Raw genomic sequence first — 12,966 nt, 5'->3', positions numbered from 1 at the left:
GGGCAGGAACGGACTTCGTTACGGCACCAGGCACGGTACTTGTTCGACAGGACGCTCGCCCGCAGCACAGGCGCACTGCTCGGCTGGCTCGCCTTGTGCTGTCTGGCGGTCGTCGTGCCCGTCAGCACCCTGCTGGTGTGGACGGACCCCGGCGCGCCGCGCTCCCTCTCCGGCCGGCTCGCCCAGGTGTGGCGCACCAGCGCGGAGACCCTCAGGCTCGGCGCGGTGACCGGCGCACCGACGCGGATGCTGCTGTCCGTGCTGCTCGGCCTGATCGCCCTGCTGTGCGTGTCGACGGTCGTCGGAGTCGTCACCACGGGCCTCGGCGACCGACTCACCGAACTGCGGCGCGGCCGCTCACGGGTGCTGGAGCACGATCACGACGTGGTGCTCGGCTGGACCGACCAGATCTTCACCCTGGTCTCCGAACTGATCGCCGGACGCGCTGGAAGCGGGCGGGGCGCAAGAGGCCGGGGCGGGGCCGGACGGCATGTGATCACCGTGCTGGCCGACCTGGACCCGGCGCGCATGGAGAGCGCGCTCACCGCCGCCCTGGGCGTCACCGACGGAGTCCGGCTGGTCTGCCGGACCGGCGCTCCCACCGACCCCGACGCCCTGGCCCTGGTCACCCCGGGCGCGGCCAGGGCGGTGGCGGTACTGCCCGCGGACGACTCCGACGGCGATCTCACGGTCGTACGGACCCTGCTGGCGCTGCGCGCTGTGCTCGGCGCCGACGACGGACGGAACGGACCGCGGGTGGTCGCCGCCGTCCACGACGGCCGCTACGTGCCCGCCGCACGGCTGGCCGCGGGAGCGCGCGGCACCGTCCTGGAGACCGACCGGACCTCGGCACGGCTGCTCGTCCAGGCGGCCCGGCGGCCCGGGATGCCGTCGGCGCTGCGTGACCTCCTCGACTTCTCCGGCGCCGAGTTCCATGTGGCCGACGTCCCGGAGGCGGTGGGACTGTCCTTCGAGGAGGTCGCCCTGCGCCTGGAGACGTCCTGCGCGGTGGGAATCCTGCGCCCGGACGGCCGGCCGCTGCGCACACCCCCGCCGCAGAGCGTGCTGGAACCGGGGGACCGGCTGGTCACCGTCGCCCACGACGACCGGGCCGTCTCGCTCACGGACCGCTGGGCCGGTGTCGACAGCACGGTGCTTCCGACACCGCCCGGGCCGGTGCAGGAAAACCCCGCACGGCTGTTGCTGCTGGGCTGGAACCGTCGGGCCCCGCTGATCGTGGATGCCCTGCGCCGCACCGCCCGGTCCGGCTCCGTCCTCGACGTGGTGACCCCCACCGACTCCGCCCCCACGCGGCAGGAGATCCCGTCGCCCCAGGCCGCCGCCGAGTCGCTCGCCGTCGTGCACCACACCCGTGACCTGGCCGCTCCCGAGGCCCTGCACGGAGTCGACCTCTCCGCCTACGACAGCGTCATCGCCCTCGGGGCGGACGAGGGGAACGGTCCTGAACGGCCCGACGAGCGAACCCTGTTGGCCCTGCTGACCCTGCGGGCGTGGGAGGAGCGGTCCGGGCGTCTGCTGCCGGTCGTGGCGGAGATGCGCGACCACCGCAGCCGTACGGTCGCCCCGCTGGGCCCGGCGTCCGATGTCGTCGTCCGGGGCGAACTCACCGCCCTGCTGATGGCGCAGATCGTGCAGAACCCCGAACTGGCCGCCGTGTTCGAGGAGATCTTCGCCATGCGCGGCGGCGCCCTGACCCTGCGCACGGCCGACCGCTACGTACTGCCCGGCCACGAGGCCGCGTTCGCCGCGGTGGTCGCGGCGGCGCTGGAGCGCGGTGAGTGCGCGATCGGCTACCGCGCGCACGATCCGCACGCGCTCCGGCCGTACGACCGTGTCCTGTTGTGTCCCGGCAAGTCCGAACGGCGCGTGTGGAGCGCCGCCGACGAGGTCCTGGTGCTCACCGCCGGGCCGGGCACCGCCGACGGCGGCCCTCAGGCCCTGCCCGCCCCGGGACCGGACCACCGTGCGACCGAGTCTGCACCGCACCGGACAGGGACTGCCGAGGCGCGGAGCAGTGGTGTGGAGTGAGGCATCCGTCGGGTGCGCTAGCATTGATCACGAGCTGGTCGCCGTGAAGTCCCGGAGCCCGGTGCCGCGTTGGTGGTCCAAGGAAAGACGCTCCGCTTCCTGTGGGGAAATGCAGGTGCAAGGCCTGCCCGGCGCTCGCTGAAAGGGCCCGTCCGTACTCCGGACGGGCCCTTCGCGTTGCCGCGGCCGTCGGACGATTTCCGCCATGGAACCGCGGCCTGAGCCCGGGTCAGAGACCGGCCAGCCAGGCGGCAGTTTCGCCGGGGTCGGCGAAACGGAGGGTTTCGAGCGGTGCGAAGCGCGGGTCACGGGTCCGCCGTGCGATCTCCTCGCGCCGCGCCGCGTGCTGGGACCAGGACCACCACACCGGGTGTTCCCGGCTCAGCCAGCCGCCCCAGGTCTCCCGGTTGCCGCCGAACAACACCTCACGCCTGGCGGAGCGCCGGAGGGACCGGCGCACCACCCGGGGCATGACCACATGCCGGGGATAGTCCAGCCACACCACGGTGTCGGCGCGACCCCACAGGAGATCGCGGACCTCCGGGTAGCCGAGGGAGTCCACGACCCAGCGCGGCTGTGCGCTGAAGCGCGCCACGTCCTCGCCGAACGCGCCGTTCACCGCCCAGCCGGGGCCGCTGAAGTACAGCGCGTCCATCTCGTGGTACGGCAGCCCCAGCCGACGGCCGACGGTGTGCGCGAGCGTGGACTTGCCCGCGCCGGTGACACCCACCACCAGGATCCGTTTCACGGCGGCACCCTATCCGGGCTGCCCGGACCGGGCCGGTTCAGGCCACCGTCCGCTGGGCGTAGGGGACGAGCTGGACCGGGCCGACGAGGCCGTACGACTGGCGTGCCGCCCCTCCGAAGACCGCCGGGTTGCTGACCCGGAGCCGGTTGAACAGCGGTGTGGCGACCTCCACTTCGACGGTGTTGGTGCCGGGGCGGAGCAGCCCGCACAAGTCCACCACGGGGTTGAGGCGGTCGACGGGATCGAGCCGGGAGCCGTTGACGGAGACCCGGCAGGTGTCGCTGACGGTGCCCAGCCGCAGCAGGGCGCCCATCGAGGACGTCCACGTCCGGGGGAGCGTGACGGTCGTGCGGTAGCGGCCGATGCCGCCGACGTCGGCCAGCTCCGGGATCTGCGACCAGGGCAGCAGCGCGTCGAGGGTGACGGAGCGCCTGACGATCTCGGTGCTGGCGGCGTCGGCGCCGGGCCGCCAGTCGTCGACCGTGAGACTCCACCCGTCGAGGGTGACGGGCGCCGGGACCTCGGGGATCTCCGTGGTGACCGTGCGGCCGTTCGACAGGGTGGTGGTGTACGTGCCGGCCGCTGTCGCGCGCACGGCCGGCGAGCCGTCCGTGAACAGCACACTGTCCGCGTCGGTGGCCACCACATGCGGACGGGAGCCGGAACGGTCCCCGAACGCGGCGGGCCGTGCCAGCGCGACGACGAGCGTCTCGCCGGGCTGGAGCGTCACCCGGAACGTGAACGCGTCCCCGTCCTGGGTGTACCGGGCGAGCCGGGAGACCCGCCCGGTCCAGGGATCGAGGAGGTGGGGAACCGTGCCGGAACCCGAGCGCCGGGTGCTGTGCAGTGTCACATCGTGGTCGATGACGGTGACCGGCGGCTTGACCGTCTCGGCGTGCTTGCCGTTGCACAGGTAGTAGAAGTCGGCCTCGTCGGTCACCCGGTGCGCGTTGAGCAGGGTCGAGGGCGTGGCGTAGGAGGCGTCGGGTGTCACACCGAGCTCCGCGAAGGCCGCGCCCACCAGGGTCTTGTCACTGACCTGACGGACATTCGGCAGGGACAGCAACTGCGCCGTGAGTGCGCGCAGTTCGGCCGTCTCACCGTCGTCGGGGAGCCCCGGGGTGAGGGGCTGGCCGAAGGCGCCGAGGAGCACGGTGGGCAGCCCGTCCCGAGCGAGGCCCAGTACCTTGCGGGCGTCGGCGACGGCCAGCGTGGGGCTGGAGCCGTAGAAGAAGTCGCCTTCGAGGAAGAGGGCCTTGTAGGCGGGCCCGTCCGGCGCGAGGCGGTTGCCGGACACCCTGGCCGAGGGCAGGTCGAGCAGGGGCCCGCTGAGGAACTGGTGGGTCCAGCCGAGCGGGACGCCCGTGGCGGTAAGCCACGAGGCGCCGATGCCGGTCGCGGTGTAGCCGGTCTGCCGGAAGACGGCGACGTCCGCGCGGGCGGTGCCGGACTGGAGCACCTGGTGCACGCGGCCGAGGTAGCCGGCGACGTCCGGGACGTGCCGCCACGTGGGCTGGCGCGGCCCCCATGACTCGCCGTACCCCGGTGCACCGCCGTAGGGACTGAACGCGGCGAACCCGGGCCAGGCGACGCCCGGCGCGGTGGCGTAGGAGAAGCCGTGGATCACCGTCTGGTTGACGCCCGCCGCGTACGCGCCGCCCATGGTGCGCAGGAACCTGTCCCAGGTGGTGTTGTAGGCGCCGCCCGCGTACGCGCCCCCCTCGCAGGACAGGATGCGGTGGCCCGCCATGTCGCGGCCGCCGGCGAGGCAGCGGTAGTCGTCGAGGTTCTTGAAGCCGAGCGATTCGCCCTCGGGGATGTCGAGGACGGCCGCCGAGGCGATCGCGTCGGTCTGCAGGCCGTACGGCTGGGAGCGCAGCTTCATGCCGTGCCCGTGCGCCCAGTCCTTGAGCGCCCCCAGGTGGTGCTCGTTGAACAGGTCCGACACGGTCGCCCAGAAGTCGTGCCGGATCTCCTGGGTGAGCCGGGCCTCGAAGGCGAAGACCTGGTTGCCGCTGTCGAGGACGACGGCCGGCAGATACGGCAGCAGGTCGCGTCCCGTGTGCCGGCGGAACGCGTCGGGCAGCCCGGGCGTCCACTGCAGCCCTTTGGTCTCCAGCTCCACGGAGTCCTCGAAGAAGGCACCGCCCGCCGATCCGAGCAGTCTGCGCAGCGTGGGGTCGAGGATCTCGCCGTCCCAGTAACGGGTGACGGCGGCGGTCCCGGCCGCGCTGAAGTGGTCGACGACGTAGGCGGCGGGGGAGGAGTGTGGTCCCGCCTCGGGCTGCTGTCCGGAACCCCGCTGCCAGTACGACAGGATCACCCAGGTCGCCAGGTCGGGCGGGGTCCAGCGCAGGTTGCCGTCCGACACCTGGGCGGTGAGGTCGGTGACGCTGTCCGCGTCCAGCCCGGTCGCCTTGCCGGTGGAGTTGGCGGTGTTCACCCGGGCGGCCTGCACCGCGAGCAGCGTCTGCACGGTCACACCGGAGGCGGCTGCGCGGACCGGGGGCGGCACCGGTCCGTCGTAGGCGGCGCCAGCCGTCAACGAGGCCTTGCCGTAGGAGAGTTCCTTGACCGCCGCGTCGTCGTCGGGGGTGACACCCGGTACGGCGACGGGCCAGCTCGGGCCGAGGGTGAGGTCGACGGTCAGACCGCGCCGGGCCGCCTGGCGCAACGCGGCGGCCACCCCGTCGCGCCAAGCGGCACTGCCCCAGCCGCGGTGGGCGGTGTCCAGCACAGAGGTGTCGGTGATGCTGTGGTGCACGGCCGCGATCTCGGCCCCGCCGAATCCCGCGTCCGCGATCTGGTCGATCTCCCGCGCGATCTCGACGGGATCCACCAGCCCGTCCGGCCACCACCAACGGAACCTGGGCCGGACCGTCCTCGCCGGTGCCGCGAACCAGTCCGCCGCGGGTACGGCTCCCGTGGCTGCGGCGGTGGCCGCCGGCCCGAGGGCGGCGAGCAGGCCGGTCGACAGACCGGCAGCCAGCACCGACCGACGGGTGGTCCCGCCGCGATGAGAGGGGGATTCGAGCATGGTTCAACCCCAAGTGGTCCCAAGGGTGGTCACGGGCAAGCCATGATTGAATCGATTCAATCACGGCAGGCGCGGGAACCGTATTCCGCCCGTCGAGCTGAGGTCAATAGCCGTGACAACGATTCAAGGCGGCTGCGTGTGAAGCCACTTGGGGCGGCGTCCCGCCCGCTTGCTGGGCGAACAGGGCGGCCGTCGGCGGCACTTGGCGGCCGCCGTGGTTCGTTCGCCGGGCCGATGCGGCCGGGGCCGAGTGGGAGAAGGAGTGGGACAACCGCCTAACGCCCTGTCGTAGTCTTCATCCACTCCGCCGTCCGGAAAGAGGCAGCCATGACTGGACCAGACGCCGAGGCCGAGAAGGAGATACTCGGCCGCATCACGGAAATGATCAGCCAGGAGAAGGACCTGCGTGCCCGCCTGGCGCAGCAGGAGATCGACGGGGCGACCGAGCACGCCCTCCTGGCACACCTGGAGACCGAACTCGACCAGTGCTGGGACCTGCTCCGGCAGCGCCGGGCCAGGATCGAGGCGGGACAGGACCCGGGCGAGGCCAATGTCCGCTCGGCGTCCCAGGTCGAGGGCTATCTGTCCTGAGGGACCGCAGGGGCACGACCCGCCGGCCGGGCGGCACCCGCACAGGGGGTGCCGCCCGGCCCGTCCTCCCGCCCGGCCCGTCCTCCCGCGCGGGCGCGGTCTCGCGCGCGTCTCCGGCGGAGAGGGACTGGACTCGCCGCTCACCACCACCGATCGTGGGCGGTATGAACGATCACCGCACGGCACCCGCCGGCCCCGCCCCCGCCCACGGCTCCGCCCAGCGAGCCGGCTCCGCGACACCGGGTGATGCCGAAGGTGTCGGGGAAGGCGCGAGCGGCGAGGTTTCGCCCGCGGAGACCGGTGAGGTACGCCGTTTTCGGGAGCGACTCGACCTCCCCGGACTGATCGACGTCCACACCCACTTCATGCCCGAGCGGGTCCTGCACAAGGTCTGGAACTACTTCGACACGAACGGACCGCTGATCGGCGGACTCGAATGGCCGATCACCTACCGGCGGGAGGAGGCGGAACGGACCACCCTCCTCCGTGAGTTCGGCGTCCGGGCCTTCACCGCGATGCTCTACCCGCACAAGCCCGGCATGGCGACCTGGCTGAACGCGTGGGCGGCCGACTTCGCCCGCCGCACCCCCGACTGTCTGCACACCGCGACCCTCTTCCCCGAGCCGGGTGTCGAGACATACGTCCGTGAGGCCGTCGAAGCGGGAGCCCGGGTGTTCAAGGCACACGTCCAGGTGGGGGTGTACGACCCGGCCGACGAACTCCTCCAGCAGGCCTGGGGGTTGCTGGCCGACGCCGGGATCCCGGTGGTGATTCACTGCGGTTCGGGTCCGGCGCCCGGCAAGCACACCGGCCCCGAGGCGATCGCGCGGGTACTCGCGCGGCATCCGAGGCTGCGGCTGATCATCGCGCACATGGGGATGCCCGAGTACGAGGACTTCCTCGGCCTGGCCGAGCGGCACGAGGAGGTGCGGCTGGACACGACCATGGCGTTCACCGACTTCACCGAGCAGTTCATGCCGTTTCCGCCCCGCGCGCTGCCACGGATCGCCGCCCTCGGCGACCGCATCCTGCTCGGCTCCGACTTCCCCAACATCCCGTACCCGTACGTACACCAACTCCACGCCCTGGAACGTCTGGACCTCGGCCGGGAGTGGCTGCGAGAGGTGTGCCACGACAACGCGGCACGGCTGTTCCGGGTCTGACGAGGACGTGCTCAGTGTCCCGGCGTCGCGGCGACGACGGTGATGCCCGACTCCTGCGCGTCGAACAGACCGACCAGCTCGGCCAGTCCGACCGGCCCGCCGACGTGGTCGATCAGAACGACGGGCTGCGGTATGCCGTCATGCTCGGGCGGCACGAAGTCGGTGACCGTCTCCCGGCGCACGAGCACGACACGGTCGTCGTGACCGGGGTCGCGGGGGAGTCCGGCGAGGTGCGCACGCAGCGCTGCCGGATGTGACTTCAGATCGTCGGCGAGGACGTCCCAGCGGGCCAGCAAGGAGACACGGAGCCGTTCCCCCGTACGCCCGTAACGGGCCGAGAGATCATGCGGCAACAGGTAGAACACGCCCTCCTCACCCTCATGACCCCGGTTCAGCAGCACACAGACCATGCGCTCGGCGGGGTCGGAGGACGCCTGGTCGACGGCCAGGACGACGCCCTGGCCGTCCGGGTCGAACGAGGGGATGCTGCCGATCCACATGCGGGCGGTGCCGTCCATGGCCGGAATTCAAGCACACGGTTCCACCGGCGTTCACGGGCCTCCGTGTCCTGGCCCCGGTTCGCCCGGCTGAGGGAGTTCGACGCTGATGAGGCTGCGCAGCATCGTGCGCAGATGGTCCGGCATGTCGATGACGTGCGGGCTGAGCAGCCACTGGATCTGCAGGCCGTCGATGAATGCGATGAGGTCCGCCGCCAGCCCCGACGGATCCACGTGGGGGCGCAGCAGACCGCGGCGCGCCAGGTCGTCGACGGCCAACTGCATCTGCCTGCGGGCACGTTCGTAGCGCGTGACGAAGTACGGCCGCGCCGGATGGTCCGCCGCGGTGGACTCGCTGGACAGCACCGCGAACAGGCTCACGATCAGCGGGTTGGCCTGGTTGTGCGCGACGAGCCGGATCATGCTGGCGAAATACTCCAGACCGTCGTGGTTGACCGCCCCCGACCGGAAGAAGTGCTCGTCGTCCTGGCGCTCGCGCTCCTCGAGGACCGCCTCCAGGAGTGATTCCTTCGTCGGGAAGTGGTGCAGCAGGCCGGCCCGCGAGACACCGCAGGCGGCGGCGAGCTGGACCATGCTCGCGTTGCGGTAGCCGACCTGCCCGAACGCGGTGAACGCGGCCTCGATGATCTGGGCGCGCCGACGCTCCCCCTTGGGGTAGTTCCGTGGGGCCGTACCCTGCCGCGTCGTCGCCCTTTCCATACGAAGATGCTAACCACCTCTAGAAACCGTCACCCCTGTCGGTATTCTGTTTTCCGGCGCCGGGCCATCGGCCGTCCGACCGAGAGGAGTCCCTCATGTCGACACCACAGATGTCGGTTCAGCTCTACTCCGTACGCAAGGCTCTGGAGGCCGACGAAGACGCGACCCTCGCTCGCCTGGCCGCGCTGGGACTGAGCAACGTCGAGGCCTTCGACTTCGTGCACCGCGCCGACGAACTCGCCGACGCACTCAGCAGGCACGGCCTGTCCGCGCGCACCGGACACGCCGGCTTCCTGACGGCGGACGGAGCATCCGCAGCCGCCCTGGACGAGACGTTCAGGGCCGCCCGTCGGCTGGGCGTGGAGATCCTCTTCGACCCGTTCGTGCCCGCGTCCCGGTGGGCCGACGAAGAGGAGATCACCCGCACCGCCACCCTGCTGAACCAGGCGGCGGAGCGCGCGGCCGACCACGGGCTGCGGGTCGGCTACCACAACCATTCGCAGGAGTTCGTCCACACCGTCGCCGGCGTCAACGCCTTCGACTGCTTCGCCGGCCTGCTGAACCCGGAAGTCGCCCTGGAGGTCGACCTGTTCTGGGCCTCGGCGGGCGGCTACGACGTCGTCTCCCTGCTGGACCGGCTGGGCTCGCGGGTGCGCGCCCTGCACATCAAGGACGGTGCCGTCATCGACGACCCGTTCACCTCGGGCGCCCCCTTCGACCCGGCCGACACCGGCCAGGTCGCGGCGGGCCGGGGGCAGATCCGGCTGGACGCCTCGCTGGACGCGGCCCGGTACGCCGAGTACGCGATCATCGAGTTCGACCACTACGACGGTGACATCTTCGAGGGCATCGCGGCGGGCGTGTCCTATCTCAACGGGAAGGGCATCGTCTGATGACGGCACGGAACCCGGTCGGCGTCGGCCTCATCGGCGCCGGCAACATCAGCGACCAGTACCTGACCAACCTCACCCGGTTCCCCGACGTGCACGTGGCCGTCGTGGGAGACCTCGACACCGCGCGGGCCGAGACCCAGGCCCGCAAGTACGGCGTCGAGGAGTGGGGAACCGCGGCGGACGTCCTCGCCCACCCGGACGTCGACATCGTCGTCAACCTGACCGTCCCCGCCGTCCACGTGGAGGTCAGCTCGGCGATCCTCGCCGCGGGTAAGCACGTCTGGTCCGAGAAGCCCATCGCCGTCGACCGGGCCGACGCCCGGGCCCTGCTCGACCAGGCGGCCGCGGCCGGCCTGCGGATCGGCGTCGCCCCCGACACGATTCTCGGCCCCGGCCTCCAGACGGCCCTGAGGGCGATCGCCCGCGGTGACATCGGCACCCCGCTGTCCGCGCAGACCGTCATGCAGTACGCCGGACCCGACCTGTGGCACCCCAACCCCGAGTTCCTGTTCGCGAGGGGCGCCGGCCCCCTCTTCGACATGGGGCCCTACTACCTCACCACCCTGGTCTGCCTGTTCGGCTCCGTCGCCCGAGTGGCCGCGCTCGGCTCGACCTCCCGCGCGGTCCGTACGGTACGCAGCGGTGACCGGGCGGGCACCGAGTTCACCGTGGCCGTACCCACCCACGTCTCCGCGCTCATGCAGTTCACGGGCGGCGGGGTCGGCCAGAGCGTGTTCAGCTTCGACTCCCCGCTCACCCGCACCGGATTCGTCGAGATCACCGGCAGCGAGGGCACCCTGGTCCTGCCCGACCCGAACACCTTCGCCGGCGACGTCAGGATCACCCGTGTGCCGGGGCAGGGCCGGGACCCGGAGTGGGAGACCGTCACACCCGTCGGCACGGAGGCCGGCCGCGGCCTCGGCGTCCTGGACATGGCACGGGCCATCCGCGGCGGACAGCCGCACATCGCCACCGGAGACCTCGGCTACCACGTCCTGGACACCATGATGTCCATCGACGAGGCCGTCACCTCCGGCGAGACCGTCCACGTCACCAGCGCCGCCCCCGAGACGCTGCTCGTCCCCGAGGACCGGGACCCCTACGGAGCCACCCTGTGACCGGCCCCCTGCGCGCCGGATTCATCGGCGGCGGCTTCATGGCCGCCGTACACACCCGTGCGAGCCGGGCCGCCCGCGGTCATCCGGCCGCCCTCGCGAGCTCGACGCCGGAACGCGGTGCGCAGGCCGCACGCGACCTCGGCGTCGAACGCTCCGAACCGGACGCCCACAGCCTGACCACGGCCGGCGACCTCGACATCGTCCACGTCTGCAGCCCCAACCGCCTGCACACCGAACACACGCTCGCGGCGCTGGCCGCCGGCGCCCATGTCATCTGCGAGAAACCCCTGGCGACCACCGCGGCCGACGCCGAACACCTGGTCCGTGCCGCACGGGAGGCCGACCGGGTGGCGGCGGTCCCCTTCGTCTACCGCTACCACCCGATGGCACGCCAGGCCCGCGCCTTCGTCGCGGAGGGAGAACTCGGCACCGTCCTCACCCTGGACGCCGCCTACCTCCAGGACTGGCTCCTCGACCCCGACGACACCAACTGGCGCGCCGACCCCGAAGCCGGCGGCGCCTCCCGCGCCTTCGCCGACATCGGCTCCCACCTGTGCGACCTCGTGGAGTTCGTGTCCGGACAGCGCATCCACCGTCTCACCGCCCGCACCCGGACCGTCTTCGGCCGCCGCGCCGACACCGAGGTCACCAACGAGGACACGGCCGCACTCCTCGTGGAACTCGGCAACGGAGCACTGGGCACCCTGCTCGTCAGCCAACTCGCCCCCGGCCGCAAGAACAGCCTCACCCTGGAACTCCACGGCACCCGCCAGAGCGCCCGCTTCGAACAGGAACGCCCCGAGGAACTGTGGATCGGCAGGCGCGAAGGATCGCACCTGCTCCTGCGTGACCCCGCGACCGCCGCCCCCGACTCCGCCCGTATGTCGGTCCTGCCACCCGGACACGCCCTGGGATACCAGGACGCGTTCACGGCGTTCGTCACCGACGTCTACAGCGCCGTACAGGGCGGACGCCCCGAGGGGATGCCGACGTTCGCCGACGGACTGCGCGCCGCACGGCTCACCGAGGCCGTACTGGCCTCCGCCGCGCAGCACGGCGCCTGGATCGAGACCGCACCCGAGACTTCACCCGAGACGGAGGACCGCACATGAGCGAATCCATCGAAGCCACCCACCCCGTCACCCTGTTCACCGGACAGTGGGCCGACCTCCCCTTCGAGGAGGTCGCCCGTCTCGCCGCGCAGTGGGGGTACGACGGCCTGGAGATCGCCGCATCGGGAGACCACCTCGACCTGAAGCGCGCCGACGAGGACGACGCCTACGCGGCATCACGTCTGGAGATCCTTGACCGGCACGGCCTCAAGGTCCACGCCATCTCCAACCACCTGGCCGGACAGGCGGTCTGCGACGCCCCGATCGACTTCCGCCACCAGGCGATCCTGCGCCCGTACGTATGGGGCGACGGCGACGCGGAGGGCGTCCGGCGGCGCGCCGCCGAGGACATGAAGCGCTCCGCGCGGGTGGCCCGCAAACTCGGCGTGGACACCGTGGTCGGCTTCACCGGCTCCTCCATCTGGCCCTACGTCGCCATGTTCCCGCCGGTCCCCGCCTCCGTCATCGACGCGGGCTACGAGGACTTCGCCACCCGCTGGAACCCGATCCTCGACGTGTTCGACGCCGAGGGCGTGCGCTTCGCCCACGAGGTCCACCCCGGCGAGATCGCCTACGACTACTGGACCAGCATCCGCGCACTGGAGGCGATCGGCCACCGGGAGGCCTTCGGCTTCAACTGGGACCCCAGCCACATGATGTGGCAGAACATCGACCCGGTCGGGTTCATCACCGACTTCAAGGACCGCATCTACCACGTCGACTGCAAGGACACCCGCCTGCGCCCCCGCAACGGCCGGGCCGGCGTCCTCGGCTCCCACCAGCCGTGGGGCGACCCGCGCCGGGGCTGGGACTTCGTCTCCACCGGCCACGGCGACGTCCCCTGGGAGGACGCCTTCCGCGCCCTGGAGTCCATCGGCTACGCCGGCCCCATCTCCATCGAATGGGAGGATGCCGGCATGGACCGCCTCCACGGCGCCGCCGAAGCGGTCACCTTCGTACGATCGCTGCTCTGGCCCACCCCGAAGGCGTCCTTCGACGCCGCGTTCAGCAACCAGTAGCCGTCACCCGGCGAGCGGC

11 protein-coding genes are annotated in these 12,966 nt (G+C 71.8%); 7 read left to right on the top strand and 4 right to left on the bottom strand.

What is annotated here, in order from left to right:
- Positions 1–39: 39 nt before the first annotated feature.
- A complete protein-coding gene (locus EDD90_RS00335; RefSeq protein ID WP_311737191.1) occupies positions 40–2,049 on the top strand; it encodes a CASTOR/POLLUX-related putative ion channel in 2,010 nt (669 codons plus the stop codon).
- 229 nt (positions 2,050–2,278) lie between these two features.
- Here the strand turns inward: EDD90_RS00335 and EDD90_RS00330 are convergent, their stop codons facing one another.
- Positions 2,279–2,797: an adenylate kinase gene (locus EDD90_RS00330; protein ID WP_123971171.1), complete on the bottom strand. Its 519-nt coding sequence runs from the start codon at positions 2,795–2,797 to the stop codon at positions 2,279–2,281.
- 37 nt (positions 2,798–2,834) lie between these two features.
- Entirely contained in the window at positions 2,835–5,834 is a 3,000-nt protein-coding gene (locus EDD90_RS00325; protein WP_123971170.1) for a glycosyl hydrolase, read from the bottom strand.
- Positions 5,835–6,161: 327 nt separating this feature from the next.
- On the opposite strand from EDD90_RS00325, the gene EDD90_RS00320 reads away from it, so the two are divergent.
- Together EDD90_RS00320 and EDD90_RS00315 are read left to right on the top strand one after the other, a co-directional pair.
- Positions 6,162–6,425: a DUF2630 family protein gene (locus tag EDD90_RS00320; protein ID WP_123971169.1), complete on the top strand. Its 264-nt coding sequence runs from the start codon at positions 6,162–6,164 to the stop codon at positions 6,423–6,425.
- Between the two features lie 164 nt (positions 6,426–6,589).
- Positions 6,590–7,588, top strand: coding sequence for an amidohydrolase family protein (locus tag EDD90_RS00315; protein WP_123971168.1), 999 nt, complete (start codon positions 6,590–6,592; stop codon positions 7,586–7,588).
- Between the two features lie 11 nt (positions 7,589–7,599).
- On the opposite strand, the gene EDD90_RS00310 is transcribed toward EDD90_RS00315, so the two are convergent.
- Both EDD90_RS00310 and EDD90_RS00305 read right to left on the bottom strand, forming a co-directional pair.
- Positions 7,600–8,106: a hypothetical protein gene (locus tag EDD90_RS00310; protein WP_123971167.1), complete on the bottom strand. Its 507-nt coding sequence runs from the start codon at positions 8,104–8,106 to the stop codon at positions 7,600–7,602.
- Between the two features lie 33 nt (positions 8,107–8,139).
- On the bottom strand, positions 8,140–8,805 hold the full coding sequence (locus EDD90_RS00305) for a TetR/AcrR family transcriptional regulator (protein ID WP_123971166.1): 666 nt from the start codon (positions 8,803–8,805) through the stop codon (positions 8,140–8,142).
- A gap of 95 nt (positions 8,806–8,900) precedes the next feature.
- Here EDD90_RS00305 and EDD90_RS00300 point away from each other — a divergent pair, with 95 nt between their 5' ends.
- Genes EDD90_RS00300 through EDD90_RS00285 form a run of 4 tightly spaced genes read left to right on the top strand, consistent with a single transcriptional unit; the run spans position 8,901 to position 12,947 of the window.
- A complete protein-coding gene (locus EDD90_RS00300; RefSeq protein ID WP_123971165.1) occupies positions 8,901–9,698 on the top strand; it encodes a sugar phosphate isomerase/epimerase in 798 nt (265 codons plus the stop codon).
- On the top strand, positions 9,698–10,816 hold the full coding sequence (locus EDD90_RS00295; protein WP_123971164.1) for a Gfo/Idh/MocA family protein: 1,119 nt from the start codon (positions 9,698–9,700) through the stop codon (positions 10,814–10,816). The genes EDD90_RS00300 and EDD90_RS00295 overlap by 1 nt, the downstream gene beginning before the upstream one ends.
- Positions 10,813–11,928: a Gfo/Idh/MocA family protein gene (locus EDD90_RS00290; protein ID WP_221305052.1), complete on the top strand. Its 1,116-nt coding sequence runs from the start codon at positions 10,813–10,815 to the stop codon at positions 11,926–11,928. Before EDD90_RS00295 ends, EDD90_RS00290 begins: the two co-directional genes overlap by 4 nt.
- Positions 11,925–12,947 (top strand): sugar phosphate isomerase/epimerase, encoded by a 1,023-nt coding sequence (locus tag EDD90_RS00285; protein WP_123971163.1) that lies wholly within the window; start codon positions 11,925–11,927, stop codon positions 12,945–12,947. The genes EDD90_RS00290 and EDD90_RS00285 overlap by 4 nt, the downstream gene beginning before the upstream one ends.
- Positions 12,948–12,966: the final 19 nt, after the last annotated feature.

The organism is Streptomyces sp. Ag109_O5-1, assembly GCF_003814875.1.
Classification (GTDB): domain Bacteria; phylum Actinomycetota; class Actinomycetes; order Streptomycetales; family Streptomycetaceae; genus Streptomyces; species Streptomyces sasae.
The sequence above is the reverse complement of the archived record's forward strand: the minus strand, read 5'-3'. Positions and strand labels throughout refer to the sequence as shown.

Coding starts and splice junctions, on each gene's coding strand:
- EDD90_RS00325 (WP_123971170.1), bottom strand. CDS start 5,834: ATGCTCGAATCCCCCTCTCATCGCGGCGGGACCACCCGTCGGTCGGTG.
- EDD90_RS00320 (WP_123971169.1), top strand. CDS start 6,162: ATGACTGGACCAGACGCCGAGGCCGAGAAGGAGATACTCGGCCGCATC.
- EDD90_RS00315 (WP_123971168.1), top strand. CDS start 6,590: ATGAACGATCACCGCACGGCACCCGCCGGCCCCGCCCCCGCCCACGGC.
- EDD90_RS00310 (WP_123971167.1), bottom strand. CDS start 8,106: ATGGACGGCACCGCCCGCATGTGGATCGGCAGCATCCCCTCGTTCGAC.
- EDD90_RS00305 (WP_123971166.1), bottom strand. CDS start 8,805: ATGGAAAGGGCGACGACGCGGCAGGGTACGGCCCCACGGAACTACCCC.
- EDD90_RS00300 (WP_123971165.1), top strand. CDS start 8,901: ATGTCGACACCACAGATGTCGGTTCAGCTCTACTCCGTACGCAAGGCT.
- EDD90_RS00295 (WP_123971164.1), top strand. CDS start 9,698: ATGACGGCACGGAACCCGGTCGGCGTCGGCCTCATCGGCGCCGGCAAC.
- EDD90_RS00285 (WP_123971163.1), top strand. CDS start 11,925: ATGAGCGAATCCATCGAAGCCACCCACCCCGTCACCCTGTTCACCGGA.